At 63.0% G+C, this 20665-nt stretch carries 18 protein-coding genes; 3 read left to right on the plus strand and 15 right to left on the minus strand.

Annotated elements, in window-relative coordinates; genetic code table 11:
• Positions 1-139: 139 nt before the first annotated feature.
• Positions 140-1930, minus strand: coding sequence for an outer membrane beta-barrel protein (locus tag NKJ06_RS27710; RefSeq protein WP_352632601.1), 1791 nt, complete (start codon positions 1928-1930; stop codon positions 140-142).
• Between the two features lie 250 nt (positions 1931-2180).
• On the opposite strand from NKJ06_RS27710, the gene NKJ06_RS27715 reads away from it, so the two are divergent.
• Positions 2181-3182 carry a KpsF/GutQ family sugar-phosphate isomerase gene (locus NKJ06_RS27715; RefSeq protein ID WP_352632603.1) on the plus strand — a complete coding sequence of 334 codons (1002 nt, stop codon included), beginning with the start codon at positions 2181-2183 and terminating at the stop codon, positions 3180-3182.
• Between the two features lie 4 nt (positions 3183-3186).
• Here the strand turns inward: NKJ06_RS27715 and NKJ06_RS27720 are convergent, their stop codons facing one another.
• From NKJ06_RS27720 to NKJ06_RS27785, 14 genes are all read right to left on the minus strand, one after another.
• On the minus strand, positions 3187-3651 hold the full coding sequence (locus NKJ06_RS27720) for an NfeD family protein (protein WP_352632604.1): 465 nt from the start codon (positions 3649-3651) through the stop codon (positions 3187-3189).
• A 76-nt stretch (positions 3652-3727) separates the two neighbouring features.
• Positions 3728-4678: an SPFH domain-containing protein gene (locus NKJ06_RS27725; RefSeq protein ID WP_352632606.1), complete on the minus strand. Its 951-nt coding sequence runs from the start codon at positions 4676-4678 to the stop codon at positions 3728-3730.
• A gap of 88 nt (positions 4679-4766) precedes the next feature.
• Complete coding sequence (locus NKJ06_RS27730; RefSeq protein WP_352632608.1) at positions 4767-6011, minus strand: NAD(P)/FAD-dependent oxidoreductase; 1245 nt, start codon at positions 6009-6011, stop codon at positions 4767-4769.
• A 154-nt stretch (positions 6012-6165) separates the two neighbouring features.
• A complete protein-coding gene (gene hemH / locus NKJ06_RS27735) occupies positions 6166-7230 on the minus strand; it encodes a ferrochelatase (protein WP_352632610.1) in 1065 nt (354 codons plus the stop codon).
• Between the two features lie 136 nt (positions 7231-7366).
• Positions 7367-9373 (minus strand): 5'-nucleotidase C-terminal domain-containing protein, encoded by a 2007-nt coding sequence (locus tag NKJ06_RS27740; RefSeq protein ID WP_352811351.1) that lies wholly within the window; start codon positions 9371-9373, stop codon positions 7367-7369.
• Between the two features lie 190 nt (positions 9374-9563).
• Positions 9564-9941 (minus strand): outer membrane lipoprotein Omp10, encoded by a 378-nt coding sequence (omp10, locus tag NKJ06_RS27745; RefSeq protein ID WP_352632612.1) that lies wholly within the window; start codon positions 9939-9941, stop codon positions 9564-9566.
• 187 nt (positions 9942-10128) lie between these two features.
• The gene (locus NKJ06_RS27750) at positions 10129-11574 is read right to left on the minus strand and encodes a homospermidine synthase (protein WP_352632613.1); all 1446 of its coding nucleotides are present in this window, start codon (positions 11572-11574) and stop codon (positions 10129-10131) included.
• Positions 11575-11703: 129 nt separating this feature from the next.
• Positions 11704-12642, minus strand: a complete 939-nt coding sequence (locus NKJ06_RS27755) for a heme-dependent oxidative N-demethylase family protein (protein ID WP_352632614.1) — start codon at positions 12640-12642, stop codon at positions 11704-11706.
• Positions 12639-12926, minus strand: a complete 288-nt coding sequence (locus NKJ06_RS27760; RefSeq protein ID WP_352632615.1) for a YciI family protein — start codon at positions 12924-12926, stop codon at positions 12639-12641. The genes NKJ06_RS27755 and NKJ06_RS27760 overlap by 4 nt, the downstream gene beginning before the upstream one ends.
• 14 nt (positions 12927-12940) lie before the next feature.
• On the minus strand, positions 12941-13603 hold the full coding sequence (locus NKJ06_RS27765; RefSeq protein WP_352632616.1) for an aminotransferase class IV family protein: 663 nt from the start codon (positions 13601-13603) through the stop codon (positions 12941-12943).
• Positions 13552-14697, minus strand: coding sequence for an aminodeoxychorismate synthase component I (locus tag NKJ06_RS27770; RefSeq protein WP_352632617.1), 1146 nt, complete (start codon positions 14695-14697; stop codon positions 13552-13554). The genes NKJ06_RS27765 and NKJ06_RS27770 overlap by 52 nt, the downstream gene beginning before the upstream one ends.
• A gap of 211 nt (positions 14698-14908) precedes the next feature.
• Positions 14909-15643, minus strand: a complete 735-nt coding sequence (locus tag NKJ06_RS27775; protein WP_352632618.1) for a helix-hairpin-helix domain-containing protein — start codon at positions 15641-15643, stop codon at positions 14909-14911.
• 58 nt (positions 15644-15701) lie between these two features.
• Complete coding sequence (locus NKJ06_RS27780; protein WP_352811354.1) at positions 15702-15848, minus strand: hypothetical protein; 147 nt, start codon at positions 15846-15848, stop codon at positions 15702-15704.
• Between the two features lie 162 nt (positions 15849-16010).
• Positions 16011-17843 carry a M3 family oligoendopeptidase gene (locus NKJ06_RS27785; protein ID WP_352632619.1) on the minus strand — a complete coding sequence of 611 codons (1833 nt, stop codon included), beginning with the start codon at positions 17841-17843 and terminating at the stop codon, positions 16011-16013.
• 190 nt (positions 17844-18033) lie between these two features.
• On the opposite strand from NKJ06_RS27785, the gene NKJ06_RS27790 reads away from it, so the two are divergent.
• Positions 18034-19569, plus strand: coding sequence for a sigma-54-dependent transcriptional regulator (locus NKJ06_RS27790; protein ID WP_352632620.1), 1536 nt, complete (start codon positions 18034-18036; stop codon positions 19567-19569).
• A gap of 368 nt (positions 19570-19937) precedes the next feature.
• Positions 19938-20665: peptidoglycan L,D-endopeptidase MepK (gene mepK, locus NKJ06_RS27795; protein WP_352811355.1), on the plus strand; the 728-nt coding region annotated here is incomplete at its 3' end.

A 20665-nucleotide genomic window follows, 5' to 3' on the forward strand; every position in this document is an offset into this window, starting at 1 on the left:
ATCGCCCCCACGGCAGCCTAAAGTCAAAACCGCCCATCAGTCGCCTCGCCTTAACCGACGACAACCTGTTGAGGCTCCACACCTAGGGCAGTCGAACTGGCGACGTATCGCTTTGCCAGACTGCGCCTGGCTAGCTTTCCTATCTCTGCACTTTTACACCGAGGAAGATGCTGTTGGCGGTGTAGTCGCGGCCCGGTAAATTGCTGGTCAGCTTCTCGGTCCTCACTCTGGTGGTGAGGCCAGCGTAGCGGTTCAGCCACCAGGTCAGTCCGGCCTCGGCGCTCAAGGTCATGTCGTGGCCGTCGATGCCGATATAATCACGCCAGTCGAGGCCCAAAGCCGCATTTCCGGTGAGGTTGGCGCGAATCTGGCGTTCGCCCGTCAAACGACCGGAATAGAGGATGTCGCCGCTTTCGCCTGATGTGGTCGTGGGCTCGACTGTGGTCCGGCCGGTCAGGCCGATAATGGTGCCGCGCTCCGGTGACCATTTGAGGTCGGCGTTGACGGTGGCACCCGAAATTGCGTCCAGGTTCTTGTCGTCGATCGCTTCCCTGAGCCAGCCGGCCGAGAACTCACCCGACAGCTTCTCACCCATGTCGAGCTCAAGGCCGGCGCGGGCGCCGAGCCGCGTCGACGAGCGCTCGAAGCCTTCATTGTCGACGCGTTGATCATAGGCCCGGCGGCCGACCTCGATTTCGGTGAAAGGGGTGAGGGCGGGGGAGATCTCGTAGCCGATGCGCAAGGTCGCGGTGTAGAGCGTGGAGTCTTGATCCTTCTGCGACAGCGAGGTGCCGTTCGAAAGCTTGGCGTCGCCATAGAAGTCATGCGAGACCGCACCGGTCAGTGTGTACTGCATCTTGCCGAGGTCCTTTTCGACGGCGAGGCTGCCGTTGACGGTCTGCCGCAGCGGCTGCTTGCTGACGCCTGCAATGGCGTCCGGTGATGACGCTGATTCCGGCACGGCCTCATAGCCGAGCTTGGCGATGGCGCGCAGTTCATTGTCGAGGTCGACATTGAGCTGGCCTTCGATGCGCCCTTGCTCGTTGTGAACCGGGTAACCAGACACGGTTCCGCGGAACAGGCCATAGCCGTCGATCGTGGCGGCGTTCTCGCGCCAGTCGGAGGCGGCGGAAAAGCGCAGCGCCGTCTCGGACAGCAGTGCCGACTTGCCGGCGTTGCTGGAATCGCCGTTCGACGTGGCGGTCAGGCCCTGTTCGATCGTCGGCCGGATGACGAAGGATCCCCATTTGACGCCGGTGGCGGCAAACGGATCATCCTCGGGCTTCTTTTTCTGACCTTCGATGGCGTCCGTGCGCTCTGCGCCCGGGTCGAGCTTCTGCTTGTCGGCGCTGTCGATGGTGAGGGCGCGGCGGTTGGCCGTCTCCTCATCGGTGTCTGCACCATCGGTGGCGTCCGTTGTGGAGGCGGTCGTTGAAGCGGTGGTGTCGGTGTCTGCTGCCGTCGACTTCTTCTTCTTTTTCGACTTGTCCGCAGCCTTGTCCTTGGCCTGGTCAGCCGCATTCTGCCTGGCGGTCGATGGGCGGCGGCGAGGCTTGGGCGGCGCAGGAGTGTCGGCGGAGCTGTCGTCGGTGGCTGCCGGCGGGTCGAAAACGCTGCCGGTCGCGGTTGCGTCGCCGGTGTCCGTGTCGTCAGGCAACCCGCCGGCGCTGGCCGGCAGGTAGGTTCGTGCCGGCGCATTGTCCTGCGCCGCATTGGTCGGCGCCTGATCCTGCGCTGCCAAAGCGAGCTGTCTCGCCTTGCGCTGCTGGTCGGACAGGATCGCCGATTCGGAGACCTCACCGCGCAGTTCCGTTTCCTGCGCATGGAGCGCCGTTGGGCGCAGCAAAGCAAACATGCTGGTCGCCAGCAGCAAGGCGCAGACCACCTTGCTCTTTCGTCCTGTCGATTTTTCTGGCTGGACCCCGGACATCGCCACCACTGCTTGCGCGACGCACGCGCGCCATACTTACCGAACCGTAAATGGGGATGGTTAACGGAGGGTTGAGGAGGCGGGCCGTTGGCCGCCTGCAGCGCTGATTTCCCATGGGATTCATACGGCGCGCGTTAAGCTTCTTGTCTCCATGCCTGTCGTTGTCGCAAACCACCGCACACATTCGGGCGACATGCCTGAGGCCATTTCCGTTGGACAGCGCGCCGGCAAAGCGCTAATCGCATCAGCCATGCATGCGGGATCCCTGGATAACAAGCCTTTGGACAGGCAAGCGTCGATCGCTTCGGCGCTGAGGACGGTGGCGACAGAACAGGCTGGTGTCGCAGCCCTTGCCGAGGCCCTCGAGAACGGATTGGCCGCGCCTTTCGCGCAGGCCGTCGAGATGATCTCCGGGATTGAAGGCCGGCTCATCGTCACCGGTGTCGGCAAAAGCGGCCATATCGGATCGAAGATCGCGGCGACGCTGGCCTCGACCGGCACGCCGGCTTTCTTTGTCCATCCCGCCGAAGCCAATCATGGCGATCTCGGCATGATCGCCAGGGACGACGCCATCATCGCCATGTCGTGGTCGGGCGAGAGCAAGGAACTGATGGGTATCGTCGCCTATTCCAGGCGCTTTTCCATCCCGCTGATCGCCATAACCGCCGGAGAGACTTCGGCGCTGGCGCGCGCCGCAGACGTCGTGTTGCTGCTGCCGCGCACGCCGGAGGCCTGCCCGCACGGCCTGGCGCCGACGACATCGACGCTGCTGCAGCTGGTGATGGGCGATGCGCTGGCGATCGCCCTGCTCGAAGCACGCGGCTTCACCCCGGACCATTTCCGCACCTTTCATCCAGGCGGCCAGCTTGGCGCCAACCTGACGCAAATCCGCGAGATCATGCATGTCGGCGACAGGTTGCCGCTGGTGGTCACGGGCACCGCCATGCAGGACGCGATCCTGGAACTGTCGCGCAAGGGATTTGGCTGCGTGGCGATCACCGACGCCGACGGCGCGCTGGTCGGCATAATCACCGATGGTGACATCCGCCGTCACATCGGCAGCAATCTGCTGGCGATGACGGTGGATGAGGTGATGACAAAAGGACCGAAGACGGCAGCGCCGGACACGCTGGTGGCAACGGCGCTGCAGACGATCAACAATTCAGCCATCACCAGCCTGATGGTGGTGGAGGGCCGGAAACCAGTCGGCCTCATCCACCTGCACGACCTCTTGCGCATCGGCGCGGCCTGAACGTTCAGACCGCCTCGACGGTCAGCTCCAGATCCGTGTCGGCAGCACCCGTCACGCGCACTTGCGTGCCGGCCGGAAGGTCCGGGCCAGAGACACGCCACAGCGTGTCGCCCAGCTTGATGCGGCCACGTCCATCCCGGATCGGCTCGGCAAGTGTCGCCATCCTGCCAACCATTTGCGCGCCGCGCCGATTGAGCAGTGGCTGGTCGGTCGGGTCATTGCGACTACCAACCAGCTTCTTGCCAACATAGGCCGAAGCCAGTGACAGCACCAGGAAGGCGAGGACCTGAACCTGCCAGGTCCAGAAGCCGGCGTCCCAGACCAGCAGCGACACCGCGCCGATGATCAGGGCGGCGATGCCGATCCACAGCATGAAGATGCCTGGGGCGATGATTTCCATCACCAGCAGGGCGAAGCCGAGAACCATCCAGTTCCACGGGCCAAGTTCGGAAATGATGCGGTCGATCATGGGCGTTTTCTTCTTGTTTGAGCATGGCCTTTTCCGAAAACCGGTTTCCACTTTTCGGGGTCATGCTCCTACGATCTCAGTTATCGGTCGGGCGAACGACTGGCGGGCGCGCGGCCTGCCTTTGCGCGCCGGTCGTGCCTTCGCTGCGGAAAACCTCCTTGGCGATCTCGCCAATGCCGCCGAGCGAACCGATCAGCGATGACGCTTCGAAGGGCATCAGCACGATCTTGCTGTTGGTGGCCGTGCCGATCTTGCCCAATGCCTCGGTGTATTTCTGGGCGACGAAGTAATTCAGCGCCTGCACGTCGCCCTTGGAAATTGCTTCCGACACCACCTGCGTGGCGCGAGCTTCGGCCTCAGCCGAACGTTCGCGCGCCTCGGCGTCGCGGAAGGCGGCTTCCTTGCGGCCTTCAGCTTCGAGGATCTGCGACTGCTTGAGGCCTTCGGCGGCAAGGATCTGCGCGCGCTTGTTGCGTTCCGCGGTCATTTGCCGGCCCATCGATTCGATGAGGTTAGCCGGCGGGTTGATGTCCTTGATCTCGACGCGAGTGATCTTGATGCCCCACGGATGCGCTGCTTCATCGACGACGCGCAGCAGGCGCTCGTTGATGGCGTCGCGATTCGACAGAAGCTCGTCGAGGTCCATCGAACCCATGACAGTGCGGATGTTGGTCATCGTCAGGTTGAGGATGGCGTTCTGCAGGCCGGCAACCTGGTAGGCGGCCTGCGCCGCATTGAGGATCTGGTAAAAGGCGATGCCGTCGACGCCGACGATGGCGTTGTCGCGAGTGATGATTTCCTGGCTCGGAACGTCGAGCACCTGCTCCATCATGTTCATCTTGGCGCCGATGCGGTCGACGAACGGGAAAATGAAATTGAGGCCTGGGCTCAGTGTCTTGGTGTAACGGCCAAAGCGCTCCACCGTATAATTGTAGCCTTGCGGGATTGTCCTGATGCCTTTGATCAGAAGCACCAATACCAGAAGGGCAAGTGCACCAACCGCAATATCGAAACCACTGAAATCCATTTGGCTCTCCCTCAGACGAAGGCCGCACAAGCCATTCTCGCGCAGCCGACTTCACCAAAGGCTTAAGTGTATTTCAGATGCGTTACAATCAGGTGATGATGGATTGTTTGCAAGATTGCATCCTGCGGTTGAAGGCAAGCAACCTCGCATCCGCGTCGTCCAGCCCGTCGATCGAGGCCGAGACAATCTCGGAAGCAATCTGCGAGAAGGTGATGCCATTGCCGCCGTAGCCCATCACCGCATGGATGCGAGGGTGCCTGGGAATGGCACCGATATAAGGCAGGCCGGTGGTCGTGGTGCCGAAAGAACCGGTCCAGGCGAATTCAGGCCTGGTGTCGAGATGCGGAAATATCAGGCCAAGTTTTTCGGCAATGCGTGCGCTCTTGTCGCCGATCAACTCGTCGCGCCGCGCCTCGTCGAAAAAATCCTCATCCTCGCCGCCGCAGATGACCCTGCCGTCGGTGGTCGCCCTGACATAGAGGTACGGGTCCGACGCCTCCCAGATGAAGGCTGCCCGTGGCCAGATCTTTCGCGATTGCGGTCGTGTCGCGATCGCCCATGTCGAGACGATCTGGTGGACTGCTGCCGGCACGATATCGACGAACTCGTAGCCGGTGGCCAGAATTACATGTTGCGCGGTGATGGTCGGGCCACCCCTGGTCGCGACGACAGCCGCGTCGGCACTGTCCTCGATCACTGTGGCTTCGGCAGGGGCGTAGAAACGTGCCTTGCGCTCCATGGCCTTGAGCAACAAGCCGGCCGTCAGCTTGCGCGGGTCGAGTGCGATGTTGCCGTGGCTGAGGATGGCGCCGTCACGATCGATGCCGAATGTCTCCGCCAGCGGCGCCGATGTGAGATAGGTCGCGCCGATGCCTGCTTGCCGCCGTGCCTCGGCCTCGTCGCGCAGTCCCGATGGCCCGAGCAAGGTGCCGGCCAGATAGAGCGACGGGGTGCGGCTCAGGCCACAATTGAGGCCGAGTTCGGCGATGCGGGCGGCTAGGTTGGAAACGGCGAGCCGCGAGCGTCGCCAAGCCTGCTCCGCCGAGGTTTTGCCGATCATCTTCGAAAGCGTCGAAAGCGGCTGGTCGAGTTCGAATTGCACCAGCGCGGTGGTTGCGGACGTCGACCCTTTCAGCGGGCCACGCCGGTCGATGCAGATCACCACATGGCCTTGCGCCGTCAGGGCCTCCGCCATCATGGCGCCGCTGATGCCCATGCCGACGATCAGCACATCTGCCTTGACGTCCCGGGTCAGGCTGTCCGTCGGCACCGCAGGCGCGCGATAGGCGGACCAGACAGGCCGGCCAGTTCTGAGATCGAGCTTGCGGGGCATCGAATTCTCCGGAGGGCGCGCCTTAACGCCCCGGAGCTTGTGTTGTTCCGGTTCAGAGCGGCTCACCGCTTCACAGATGCGGCGAGCCGCTCTAACTCTTGTTTGAAGCAATTCCGGACGGAAAACCGTTTTACACTTTTCCTGGAATTGCCCCCTAGACCCAGCCGGACAGTTCGCGCCGCACCATCGCTTCGATCACCGCCATGCCCTCGGCGCTGTCGTTGAGGCAAGGGATATGGGCGAAGTTCTTGCCGCCGGCGTGATGGAAGGTCTCGGCCGCCTCGCGGCCGATCTCGTCAAGCGTCTCGATGCAGTCGACGGAAAAACCGGGATTGACGATGGCGATCGACCTCACGCCATCCTGGGCGAGTTTCTCGACCGTCTTGTCGGTATAAGGCTGCAGCCATTCCTGCGCTCCGAAGCGCGACTGGAAGGTGATGATCAGTTTCTTGTCATCCCAGCCGAGCCGTTCACGCAACAGCCGCGTCGTCTTCTGGCAGTGGCAATAATAGGGATCGCCCTTCTCGAAATAGGGCTTCGGGATGCCGTGATAGGAGGTGATGACCACTTCCGGCTCGAAATCGAGCGTCGCCAGATGCTGCTCGATCGAGCGCGCCAGCGCCTCGATATAGACCGGCTCGTCATAGTAGGGCGGCACGCTGCGGATGGCCGGTGCGCGGCGCATTTTCATCAAGGCGCGAAACAGCTGATCGTTGGCGGTTGCCGTGGTCGTCGCCGAATATTGCGGGTAGAGCGGGAACGAAAGAATACGGTCGCAGCCTCTTTCGACCAGCGCCTGGGCCACGCTTTCGGTCGAAGGATTGCCATAGCGCATCGCCCAGTCGACGACGACATCGGGCAGGTCGTGCAGCGCCTCGGCCAGCTTCTCGCCCTGGGCGCGGGTGTAGGTGCGCAGCGGCGACTCGTTCTTTTCCCGGTTCCAGATCCTGGCGTAGTTGGCGCCTGACTTTTTCGGCCGCGTGGTGAGCACCAGGCCATAGAGGATCGGATACCAGATCGCCCGGTTGAGTTCGATGACGCGCGGATCGGACAGGAATTCCCGGAGATAGCGCCACATCGGCTTGAAGTCGGTGCCATCAGGCGTGCCCAGATTGACCAGCATGATGCCGATCTTGCCCGTCTTGGCCGGAGGATGTCCGGCGGGCAACGGGCCGAGCGCTTTCGCGGCCTTGGGATCGACAGGGGTGGAAAGCGTCATAAGGGTTCTCCGGGAGACGCGAACCTAACCATCTAGCGCGCGCTTTCAATGCAGCGTCTGGCCGCACCTTAGCTCGAAAACAGGACGCCCGCCCGGTTTCTCGGGCGGGCGTTGTCTTTCAGGCATCGAAGCGATGTTATTTCGGTGGGATGGTCAGCGTTGCGCCGACCGGAAGCCGGCGCGGCTCATAGCCCTTGTTGGCGCCCGAAATGACTTTCCACCTGGTGCCGTCGCCATAGGCCTTCACCGCCAGATCCCAGTAGGTATCCCCGGCAACGATGACATGGCTGCTTTCAGCTGACGCGGCCTCGGCGGGCTTTGTCGGTTCGGCCGGTGCCGCGGGGGCAGGAGCCGGTGCTGCTTCAGCCGGTTTTGCTGGCTCAGCCGGTGCAGCTGGCGCGGCTGGCGCTGTCTCTGTCGACACGGCCGGCGGTGTGTTGGAAATATCACCCGAGTTGGCCGGAAGTTCAGGCATTGCCGGGGCCGCTTCCGCAGGCTGGGCAGGTTCGGCCGCGGGCGCCGCGGCGACGGTCGCTGCGATCTCGGTGATGCGGCCATCGAGCTTTGGCGTGTAGGGCCGGTGGGCGCCGAGATAGTCGGCAACCACCTGTTCGAGGCCCGGACCGTAGTCATAGGCATTTTTGGCCTTGTCGGCGAAGACCTTGTAGCCATCGCCGCCCTGGCGGACATAATTGTTGGTGGCGACCAGATAGTCCTTGTCCGGATTGAGCGGCGTCCAGGCGCCGCCTTCCATGACCTCGACCGACTTGACGCGGCCGGCATTGGGCGCGGCGGACTTGTCGAAGGAATATTTCAGGCCGGCGACCTGCGGGAAGCGCCCGGCGCCGTCCTCGACCTGGCTGAGTCCGCTCTCGAGGCCAGCCACCAGGTCCTTGCCGGAAATCTGGAAGGTTGCCAGCGTGTTCTGGAACGGCAGCACGGTCAGCACCTCGCCCATGGTCACGGTGCCCTTGTCGATCGAGGCGCGCAGGCCGCCGCCATTGGAGATGACGATCTCGACACCCTGTCCCTTGACGCGGTCGAGGATGGCGTCGGAGACGAGGTTGCCCATCGCGCATTCGCGGGTGCGGCAGCTCTCGCGGCTGCCGTCGATGACGTCGGTGGTCTCGGCCACTTCCTTGTTTTTCAGCGCCTCGATCGGCGCGCCAAGCTCCTTGATGCGGGCGAGCACGGCCGGATCGGGCGTGATCGACTTGTCGAGATAGATGGGGTCGCCGCTGGCCGATTTGACGACGCCATTGTCATCGAACACCACCTTGAACTCGCCGAGATATTTCGAATAGGACGCCGCCTGCACGACCGGCACCTTGTAGCCGTCCGGGTTGTCGACCATCGTCGGGTAGGGGCCTTCAGCCTTGGGATCGGTGTTCGACAGCAGCGAATGGCTGTGGCCGCCGACGACGACATCGATGCCCGGGATCTTGGCAATGACGTCGCGCTCGCGTCTGTAGCCGATATGGGTCACGGCGATGATCTTGTTGACGCCCTCGCCTTTCAGCTTCTCGACCTCAGCGGTGATCGACTTGACGTCATCCTCGATGGCGACATTGGGGCCGGGGGAGGCGAGGTCCGGGGTGTCGTTGGTGATCGCGCCGATGACGCCGATCTTCTGACCGCCGACCTCGACGACAACAGACGGCTTGACGCGGTCGCCGAGCTTGGATTGCGCGTTGGCCTTCACATTGGCACCCAGCACCGGGAACTTGATCATGTCGAGGAACGGCGCCAGGGCGACTTCGCCGTCGTCGAATTCATGGTTGCCGAGCTCCATGGCGTCGAACTTCATCTGGTTGAGGAATTCGCCTTCGACCTTGCCCTTGTAGGTCGTGTAGAACAGCGAGCCCTGGAAATTGTCGCCGGCGCTGAGCAGCAGCACATTCTGGCCTTCCAGCTTCTTGCGCTCCTGGGCGATAGCGGTGATCAGCCGGCCCGCGCCGCCGATGCACTCGCCCTTGGTCTCCTCGTCCGCCGAGCAGGTCGATTCATATTTGTTGTTGCCCTCGATGCGGCTGTGCCAGTCGTTGATGTGCAGGATGTTCAGTGTGTAGTCGGCAAAGGATGCGCCGGCCGACAGGCCGAGGGCTGAGGCGGACAGGGCGGCAATGGCAGCAAGCTTCTTCATCTTCGTCTCCCGGAAAGCTGATCAGAGGCCTTTAACGCTCTTGCTTGACTGGAACATAACAGTCGGCGCTTTGACCCATGTTCCCATCGCGTTCCGGATGACGCAAGCGGAAATCCGGGAACCTTTGCCGGCATAAAAAAGGACGGCGGCCAACTGGCCGCCGTCCTCAGGCAAGCGAATGCTCGCTGGTTCAGACGCGCCGGGTCAGCACGAAATTCTGGCCGCTGGAGCTGGTGCAGTTGAGCTGGCTTGTCGACACCATCAGGCAGTTGAAGCTGACCGCCGTCTGGCGGATCAGCGACGTGCCGTTGATCTGCACCGACGTGGCGCCGGTCATCGTGTAGCTGCCATCGGCGAGCTTCTGGCCGGTGTCGGTGGCGACGGTCGTGAAGGTGCCGCCGGCGAAGGTCGAAAGGCCGGTGCCCTTGGCGTCGATCCAGGAGCCTTCAACGCCTTTCGGCGACGCCGCCATTGGCGGCTCATCAGGGCCGCTGGTCGCACAGGCAGCGAGCACTGCCGCAATGGCCCCCGCCAAACTCATAGAAAGAACTTTGCGCGCAATAGTCATGTGAAAATCCTCTCCTCTCGCATCGGCCGAAAAATCGGAATCGATTTTCGGAAAGCACGATGCGCGCATCCAAGTTTCCAGAGCGTACGCCGTGCCTTCAAACGGGCACGTGTCGCTCTCGTCCGCATCCCTTCAATCGCCCGATTTCCGGGCGATTGCAAGGCAATGGGGCCTATGGAACGCACCGCTATCGAACGAGGATGTTGCGGAATTGCCACGGGTCGTCCCGGTCGAGGTCTTCCGGGAACAGACCGGGGCGGTTATCGAGCGGCGTCCAGTCGGTGTAGTGGCCCTTGACCGGTCCGAGATACTGGGACTGCACGTCCAGGCAGCGCTTGTAATCCATCTCGTCGGCCTCGACGATGCCAGCCTCGGGATTCTCCAGCGCCCAGACCATGCCCGAGAGCACCGCCGAGGTGACCTGCATGCCGGTGGCGTTCTGGTAGGGCGCCAGTTTGCGTGCCTCGGCCAGCGACAGCTGCGAGCCGTACCAGTAGGCGTTCTTGTCGTGGCCATAGAGCAGCACGCCGAGCTCGTCGACACCGTCGACCAGCTCGTTCTCGTCGAGCACGTGGTGCACGGGCTGAGGCTTGCCGGCGGCGCCGAACATCTCGTCCAGCGACAGCACCGCGTCATTGCAGGGATGATAGGCATAGTGGCAGGTCGGGCGGTACTGAACCTTGCCCTTCTTGGAGCGCACGGTGAAGAAGTCGGCGATCGAGATCGCCTCGTTGTGCGTGACCAGGAAGCCGTACTGCGGCCCTGGCGTCGGGCACCATGAGCGCACGCGCGTGTTGGCGCCGGGTTGCTCCAGGTAGATCGCGGCCTTCGAACCATGCTTGTGCTTCTTGGCGTTCTTCGGCATCCATTTCTCATGCGTGCCCCAGCCGAGTTCGGCGGGCTGCAGACCCTCGGAGATGAAGCCCTCGACCGACCATGTGTTCCAGAACACATCCATCGGCTTCGGCTTCTTGGCGCGCTGGGTGTCACGTTCGGCGATGTGGATGCCCTTGACGCCGGCCTTCTTCATCAGCTTGGCCCAGCCCTCGCGGTCGTCCTGCGTCGGCTCTGAAAACTCGAGGCCGAGATCGGTGGCGAGATTGACCAGCGCCTGCTTGACGAACCACGAGACCATGCCGGGGTTGGCGCCGCAGGTGGAGACAGCCGTTGGGCCGCCGGGCTTGTCGTGCTTTTCCTTGAGCAGCGATTCGCGCAGCGCGTAGTTGGTGCGGCTGGCGTTGTCGGCCTTGGCGTCGAAATAGAAACCGAGCCATGGTTCGACGACGGTGTCGATGTAGAGCACGCCGAGCTTGCGGCAGAGCCGCATCAGGTCCACCGAACCGGTATCGACCGACAGGTTGATGCAAAAGCCCTGGCCGCCGCCCTTGGTCAGCAGCGGCGTCAAGAGGTTCTTGTAGTTCTTCTCGGTCACCGCTTCCTGCATGAAGGTGATGCCGCGCTCGTCGAGCAGCTTGCGGTCGGTGTCGCGCGGGTCGATGACCGTCATGCGCGACGTGTCGAACTTGAAATGGCGTTCGATCATCGGCAGCGTTCCCCGGCCGATCGAACCAAAGCCGATCATCACGACAGGGCCGGTGATTTCACCGTAAACGGGCCAGTTTTCAGTCGCCATTTTATCGAACACTCCTTCAAAACCCAGGAAACCGGGAAAAACGCACACAAAACCGGGCATCTTTGCCCGGCGGCCATGCGCTACATCACAGATCATTGTCACAAACCAGCGAAAAGCGCCAACCAGCGACTAGCCGTCATTGGCCATGTGGTTAAAGACCACGATCAGCCGATCGCGGTCCGCGGTCAGGCCCTTGTAGTCGAGCTGTGCGAGATCGAGTGCTTCGAGCTGGGCGGCGAAAGACACCGCCAGCTTCGCCCGATCCGGGTGCCGGGCGAGCACGGCGAGAGGGTCTAGATGGATGCGGATGGTGAACAGGATATCGCGTGTAACCGGCAGTTTTCGCAGGGTTTGCCGTTCGACGCGGATGAAGGCGTGGGCGTCGATGTCGCCGTCGGGAAAGCGCGACGGCCGGTTGGTGGCGCGGTCGATGCGCTGCAGGTCGGAGAGCGGGTGGTAGAGCGCGTCGCCGGACTGGATCGACCAGTTGTAGCGCTCGACGGCCTGGCCCTGCAGCCCATCGAACATGCGGTTGATGAGTTCCGCCGGGCGGGTGCCTGGGCCGAAGCCCGGCACCGGGGCGTGGATGTCCTGCAACGGCTTGCCGAACTTTTCCAGGAGCGACCAGGATGAGGGAAAGCACAGCGAGCCGGCAACGAGCCGCCAGCCATTGTCGCTGCGACGCATCAGGACCAGGTCTTCCTGGACGAGCAGCGAGGCGGCGACAAGCGGTGCATCCTCGAAACCGGAAGGGAGCCTGGGATTGTTCTCGGCGCCCATGACCTCCAGGTCCGCGCCGGTGCGTCGATAGGTGTCGGGAAACCTCTCCAGCAGGTAAGGGCCGAGCAATTCGAGCACCTCCCGTTGCGCATCTCGGGTACCGTCCTCCTCGACGAAAACGCGCTCGGGGATTTCGGCATAGAGCCGGCGCTTTTCGGCGAGATACGGCAGCAGATGATCATCGACCTCGATCCAGTCCGCCGGATCGAGCGGCTTCAGCCCGATGCTGAAGAGTTTCGATGAGCCGTCATAGGGTGTGTGGGTGGGCAGCGCCTTGGCCAAGCTCATGCTTCCTTGAAATGCTCGAGGCCGGCGGCGGTCATCCTCGCCAGGAATTCGGTGACATCATAGTCGGCCGCGCCTGCCTTGGCGAAAGGGTCGGCGGCCAGCCTGGCGTCGAGCACCTCGCGCGGACATTGCGCGATGATGATGCCGCCAGTCCTCGGCTTCTTCGCCCCGGAGGCAACGAAGATGCCGTCCGCATAGCAGGCCTTCAGCCATTCGACATGCGCGGCCTGCAAGCGGTCGATCTCGGTCAGCGGCACCTTGTAGTTCAGCGAGACGACGAACATCGTTATGGACCCTCTCAGGCAAGTTTGGCCGGAATCAGTCCGCGCAGCGAATTGCCGACGAACAGCGCCCTGGCGGATTTCAAATCGTCCAAGCTGTAGATCGCTTCACGGGCGCGGCCTTCGTCCAGAAGCTCCGCGCGCAATACGCCAGGCAGCAGGCCGCAGTCGAGCCGGGGCGTCGCCAGCATGCCGTCCCCAAGATCGGCAAAGACGTTGGTGATGGTGCCTTCACAGATTTCGCCACGCTCGTTGGCCAGGATCACCTCGTCGGCCTGGGTGATAAGATATTCAGCGCGGGCATGCGTGTAGAGCTGCCGCCGGCTGGTCTTGTGGCGCAGCAGCGTATCGTGCGAATCGAGCCTCGTTCGCGCCAGCCGCAGCGTCCAGACCTTGTCGGCGGCGAGCGGTTCGTAGGGTTGTGCCGAGGTGATCACCTCGCCGTCGCGCGACAGGACGAGGCGGGTGCGCAGGGCAATGCCGGACCCGCTGACCGCGCTGCTCAGGGCCTCGCCGACCTTGCCCGGATCATAGCGGAAGCCGAGTTCCGCCGCCGAGCCATAAAGGCGGGCGAGATGGCGATCGAAGCGCCGGAAGCCCGAGCATGGTTCCCAGCGCATGGTCTCGATCAGCTGGAAATCGGCGGTGTTCCCGTCGCGAAGCGCGCTTTCAGCAGACACTCCTGATACTCCTCCTGCGCCGTCGAATCGAAGACCACGCCGCCTCCGACATTGTAGATGGCCTCGCCGCCGGAAAAGAGCGAGATGGTGCGGATCGCCACGGAAAAGCGCATCGTGCCGCCGGGCGCGATCCAGCCGATAGCGCCGCAATAGACATCGCGCGGTGTTCCCTCCAAATCGTGCAGGATTTCCATGGCACGGATTTTTGGCGCGCCGGTGATCGAGCCACAAGGAAACAGCGCCGCGAAGATCTGGCGGATGGAGAGACCCGGCAGCAATTTGGCCCTGACATCGCTCACCATCTGGTGGACCGTCGGATAGGTTTCGATGCGGAACAGCGCCGGGACGTCGAGTGTGCCGACCTCGCTGATCAGCGAAATATCGTTGCGCAGGAGATCGACGATCATGCGGTTTTCGGCCTGGTTCTTCTCGTCATTGCGCAGGAAGATCTTCTGCCGTTCGTCCTCGGCCTTGGTGGCGCCGCGCGGCGCCGTGCCCTTCATCGGATGCGTCTCGATCATGCCCCCGGCGTCGATCTCGAAAAAGAGTTCGGGCGAACGCGACAGCACGATGGGCTCACCAAGCGCGATCAGCGCGCCATATTTCACCGGCTGGCGCTCGGTCAGCGCATCGAAGGCGGCCAGCGGGTTATCAGACCATTGCGCATGTATCGGAAAGGTCAAATTGCCCTGGTAGCAATCGCCCTGCCTGATGTGCTGGTGCAGCCGCGAGAACCGCTTCTCATAGTCCTTGGGCGACCACGTCGCGCGGGCGTCGAAGATCGGACCATTGGTCGCCACGATATTGCGCAGCGGCACCGTCTCTTCGACCGGCGCATTGAAAACTCCAAAGCACACGAGTGGAGCGCGGCGCCCGTCCGGCAGCAAGGGAACGAGTTTTGGCTCGAGCAGATACCCCGCCTCATAGGAGAAATAGCCGGCAAGCCATTTGCCGGCATCGTGCGCGGCTTGCGCTGCTTCCAGCGCCGGCAGGAAATCCTTTGCCTCATGCGCCACGATGACATCGGCCGGCCGGTCGAAAACGAGCTGGCGCGCGGTTTCGTCGTTGCGGAAAATGGCGGCGGGCAGGGACATGGGCACCGGATGCTGCGGTCAATGAAGCCGTCGACCGCTCTATATGGGGGGCCGCTCGCGCGCAATCGAGGGAACGGCACGCTGCCACTCAAAGCCGACCTTTGGGCCGACCTTTGGGCCGACCTGCAGGCTACCTCCGCATCGATATTGCCGGCCAAAAAAACGACGGCGCCCAGGGCACCGCCGTTTGCAACAATATTGCCTCTGCCGCTCAGGTGTTGCTGGCCGTTCCAGCTGTCGGAAACTGCTTGGCGAATTCCTTTTCGTTGCCGGCGGCGAGCAGCTTGGCCTGCTCGATCCAGCGCTCGCGTGCGATACGGCCGTCAAAATTCATCACGTCCTCGATCCGCTTGACATCGGCGGCTGTCCAGCCGGCGATCTGGGCGAAGCTGGTGACGCCTTGCGCCTTGAGCAGCTTCTCGTTGACTGGCCCAATGCCAATCAGCCGGCGCAGATTGTCGGGCTTGCCGGATGCTGGCTTGGCCGGCGCCGGTGCAGCTTTCTTGGCCGCTGCGGGCTTGCTCGTCGCGGGTTTGGCTGGAGCCGAGGCTTTGGCGGTGGCGGGTTTCGCCACCGGCTTGGCAGGGACCGCCTTCGCTGCGGCCGGTTTGGCCGGCGCGGGTTTTGCGGCGGCGGATTTGGCCGTCGCGGAAGTCGACATCAGGGCTGCGGACGCTTGGCCCGCCGGCTTTGCCGCGCTGCTCCCGGCAGTGGGCGTTGCCTGCGCGTCGCGCAGCCGGCGCTCGAGGTCGGCGCGGGTCTTGCCGCATGCATCGAGTTCACCGGTCAGCCGGTCGCTGTCGGCACGCAGCCTGTCGCGCTCGCTGCGTGTGCGATCGACGTCGCCACGCAAGCTGTCGAGTTCACCGCGCAGGCGTCCCCAGAGGAACCAGCCCACCAGCACGCCTACCAGGAACGCCAGGAGCATGTAGAAAAAAGTGCCCATTGTCTCTCTCCAGTCAGATCCGTCTGCCGCGGCATGGGTCCATGACCTCGGCGAAGGATTACTCGATGGTGGTTCCGCGGTTCGCAGAACAGCCGGCTTCGGTGGAGCTGTCGGCGATCGGCTTTTGCTTGCCCATGGCCAACGGCCGTTGTCGCGTTCGCCTGAGCGCCACGGCCGGCTGAGATTTTTCCTCGCCGATCCGCATGCGCTCCGGCTGAGCTTGGAGCGAAGGCTATCATAGAGCTTATGGAAAGCTATCGGAAAACTTCGGCGGAGAGTACTTCAAGAACAGATATTTAGGGCGATAGTACAGCTATGCCAACATGCATTCCGGCTAAACTGTTCGGCGACGCCTGCGGGACGTGTTTCAAGCGTCGAGCGCTTCCAGCTCGTCGATCAGGCCACTGATGACGCCAAGCCCGATCTGCCAGAAGGCGGGATCGGTGGCATCCAGGCCGAAGGGCGCCAGAAGCTCGGAATGATGCTTGGTACCGCCGGCGCGCAGCATCTCGAAATACTTGTCCTGGAAACCGCGCTCGGCGTTCTGGTAGACCGCGTAGAGCGAGTTCACCAGGCAGTCGCCGAAAGCATAGGCGTAGACGTAGAAGGGCGAATGGATGAAGTGCGGAATGTAGGTCCAGAACACCTCGTAGCCTTCGCGCAGCTTGATCGCGGGACCCAGGCTTTCGGCCTGCACTTCGAGCCAGAACTGGCCGAGCCTGTCGGAGGTCAGCTCGCCGTTCTTGCGTTCGGCATGCACCTTGCGCTCGAATTCATAGAAGGCGATCTGGCGCACGACCGTGTTGATCATGTCCTCGACCTTCTGGGCGAGCATGGCCTTGCGCTCGCGCCTGTCGGTGGTCTGGTCGAGCAACGAGCGGAAGGTCAGCATCTCGCCGAAGACGGACGCCGTCTCGGCCAGCGTCAGTGGCGTCGAGGCCATCAGCGCGCCCTGGCCGCTGGCCAGCACCTGATGCACGCCGTGGCCAAGTTCGTGCGCCAGCGTCATCACATCGCGCGGCTTGCCCATGTAATTGAGCAGCACATAGGGATGCGCCGACGGCACGGTCGGATGCGCGAAGGCGCCGGGCGACTTGCCTGGACGCACCGGCGCGTCGATCCAGTTGCGGTCGAAAAAGGTTCGCGCGATCTCCGCCATGTCGGGCGAAAAGCGCTGATAGGCGGACAGCACGGTGTTCCTGGCCTCATCCCAGCCGATGATCGCCTGGGGCGTATCCGGCAACGGCGCGTTGCGGTCCCAGTGGTTCATCACATCCATGCCGAGCCAGCGCGCCTTCATCGCGTAGTAGCGATGCGACAGGCGCGGATAGGCATCGCGCACGGCGGACGCCAGTGCATCCACCACGCTGCGCTCGACGCGGTTGGCGAGATGGCGTGAATCGGCGATGTCCTCGAAACCGCGCCAGCGGTCGGATATTTCCTTGTCCTTGGCCAGCGTGTTGGTGATCAGCGTGAAGGTGCGCAAATTCTTGCGAAAGGTCGTGGCCAGCGCCTCGGACGCCCGTCGGCGCACCTCGCCATCGGCGTCCTGCAGGCGGTTCAGCGCCGGCTCCAGCGTCAACTCCTCGCCGTCGATGTCGAAGCGAAGGTCGGTCATCGTCTCATCGAACAGGCGGTTCCAGGCGCCGCGCCCGGTGATCGATTTTTCGTGGAAGAGCTGCTCGACACGGTCCTCGAGCTGGTAGGGCTTGTCCTTGCGCAGATCGAGCACCCACGGTCTGTAATGGCCGAACGCGGGATCGCCGGCGAGCGCGCTTTCGATGGCGGCATCGTCGATCAGGTTGAGTTCGAGCGCGAAGAACAGAAGGTGCGCGCTGGCGTCGGTCATCTTCTCCTGGATGTCGCCATAGAGCTTGGCGCGCTGCGGGTCGGCGGTGTTGCCGGCATAAACCAGTCCCGCATAGGAGACGATGCGGCCGATCAGTTCCTCCAGGGCCTCGTAGGCGACAAGCGCCTCGCCCAGCCTGCCGGCGCTGCCGCGCTCGGCCTCGGCGGCCAGCGTGCCCTTCCAGCGGCTCTCGAAGCTGATTGCATTGGTGGCCGCCTTGGCGATATCGCGCTTCAGTTCCGGCGCGTCCATGCCGGCATAGAGGTCGGCAAGATTCCATTCCGGCAGGTCGCCAAGCTCGGCCGCGCCCTGGCCGGACGCTGGCGCTGCAAGCTGCCGAGCAGAAACCATGTGCCCAGAAACTATGGGCCCAGAAACCATGTGCATTGCCGACACCTTCCGTGGCCAAGATTCAAGGGGAAACGAGAAGCCGGTCAAATCCTAAGGAATTCATTCACCGGGTTTTTTGAAACCTTATTTAGAACCCTGTGCCAAGATGGTCCACAGGGCAGAATTCCTCGGGCGGGCAGTCATATCAGTCATGACAGGTTCCATACTCATAGTCGATGATGATCCCGTGCAGCGCCGGCTGCTCGAAGCGGCGGTGACGCGGTTCGGTTATAGTGCCATCGTCGTCGACGGCGGCGCAGCCGCTCTCGATATGCTCGACGGGCCCAGCGCCCGCGAGGTTTCGGTGGTCATCCTCGACCTGGTCATGCCCGGTCTCGACGGAATCGGCGTGCTGAAGGCGATGCGCGAGCGTGACATAAATGTCCCGACCATCGTGCAGACCGCTCAGGGCGGCATCGAGACCGTGGTCTCGGCGATGCGCCACGGCGCCTTCGATTTCGTCGTCAAGCCGGCGTCTCCCGACAGGCTGCAGGCGTCGATCGGCAACGCGCTCAAGGTCGAGGCCGTCGAGGGCGAGGTCAAACGCACGTCGCGCCGACGCAACGGCCTTCTGACCTTCAAGGACATGATCACGCACAGCCCGGCCATGGACAGGGTGATCCGCCTCGGCCAGAAAGCGGCGGCATCCAACATCCCGATCCTGATTGAGGGCGAGTCCGGCGTCGGCAAGGAGCTGGTGGCGCGCGCCATCCAGGGCAGCGGCGACCGCCGCTCGAAACCCTTCGTCACCGTCAATTGCGGCGCCATTCCCGACAATCTGGTCGAATCGATCCTGTTCGGCCACGAGAAGGGTTCGTTCACCGGGGCCACCGACAAGCACACCGGAAAATTCGTCGAAGCGCATTCGGGAACCCTGTTTCTCGACGAGATCGGCGACCTGCCGCTCGACGTCCAGGTCAAGCTGTTGCGCGCCGTGCAGGACGGCGAGGTCGACCCGGTTGGCGGACGCTCGACCGTCAGGGTCGACATCCGGCTGATTTCGGCGACGCACCGCAACCTCCTGCAGCAGGTCAAGGACGGCAAGTTCCGCGAAGATCTGTTCTACCGGCTGAACGTCTACCCGATCTTCGTGCCGCCGCTGCGCGACCGCCGCGACGACATTCCCTATCTGGTCACCCATTTCATGGACAAGGTCGCGCCGGCCGACCCGCGTCATCGCCTGCAAGGCATTTCGGCCGCGGCGCTTGCCGTGCTGCAGGCCTATGACTGGCCTGGAAACATCCGGCAGCTCGAAAATGCCGTCTTCCGGGCCTCGGTGCTTTGCGAAGGCGATGTGCTGACCACGGAGGACTTCCCGCAGATCCGGGCGCAGGTGGAAGGCACTGTCAATCTCGACACCGACGGTGGTGCGCTGTCGCCATCCCTGCCTTTGGATGGGCGCGAAGAAGAAGCCTTGCCCGGCGAGGGAAGCCCGGCAACCGAACCCGATCCGCCGGCCAGGCTGCAGCCCCGCTTCGGCACGTTGCGGGCGCTCGACGAACGCGGCAATGTGCGTGCGCTGGCCGATGTCGAACTCGAGATGATCAAGCTCGCCATCGATCACTACAACGGCCAGATGAGCGAAGTCGCCCGCCGACTCGGCATCGGCCGCTCGACGCTTTACCGCAAGCTCAAGGAATACGGCATCGACCCCGAAACCGGCCGCGTCGACCGGCTCGCTTCCTGAGGCACAAGGCCGGCGCCAGCTTGCAATGCCACAACAGCCCGTATACCGGGCCCTTGGTGGATTGTGGCGAGCCTATGGACAGCTCTGTTCACGCATTAAGGCTAACGGTAACAGATCGTGTTCCGGGCGAAGGCGGAAACATGATCTAAACCAGCGGTTTACCAAGAAACCCTGTGCACAATTTTTGACGGGATATCGCCACGGTGTTACCGCATTTCGGCTTCAATAAGCGATGATTAACCATTAGGATCGATATTCGGATGTGATAACGACACATCCGTTTGGGCAAATCCGGGGACAAACGGCAGCCTGCAAGGCCTTTTGATTTGAACAGAATCGAACGACACATAAACGGGCGGCATTATCACGTGAGCGTCTGGCCGAAGTGGCTGGCAGCGTTGATTGTCGCATTTGGTTTTGTTGCCGCGGCTGCGACCGGAGCCAGCGCCGAAACACGTTCGCTGAAGCTCTATCACCTCCACACCCACGAGAAGGCCGAGATCGTCTACAAGCGCAACGGCCGCTACGTCCCGGAGGGTCTCAGGAAGATCAACATCATTCTGCGCGACTGGCGTCGCAACGAGCCGACCAAGATGGATCCGCGTCTGCTCGATCTGGTCTGGGAAGCGTATCGGGAAGCTGGCGCCACGGACTACATCCAGGTCGTCTGTGGCTATCGCTCGCCGTCGACGAACTCGATGCTGCGCAGCCGCAGCCGAGGCGTCGCCGAGAAGAGCCAGCACATGCTCGGCAAGGCGATGGACTTCTACATTCCCGGCGTGCCGCTGAAGAAGCTGCGCAACATCGGTCTCAAGATGCAGGGCGGCGGTGTCGGCTACTATCCGTCCTCCGGTTCGCCGTTCGTCCATATGGATGTCGGCAATGTGCGCCACTGGCCCGGTATCAGCCGCCAGGAACTGGTCAGCCTGTTCCCCAATGGCAAGACGCTGCATGTGCCGAGCGACGGCAGGCCGCTGCCCGGCTTTGAGCAGGCGCTCGCCTCCTACAAGGCGCGCAAGGGTTCGGGCTCGCCGGCCATCGAGTTGGCCAGCGCCGGTGGCAGCGGCAAGAAATCAGGCGGGTTCCTGTCGGCCTT

The sequence above is a fragment of the Mesorhizobium sp. M0293 genome (assembly GCF_040321735.1).
In the GTDB taxonomy this organism is placed as follows: Bacteria; Pseudomonadota; Alphaproteobacteria; order Rhizobiales; family Rhizobiaceae; genus Mesorhizobium.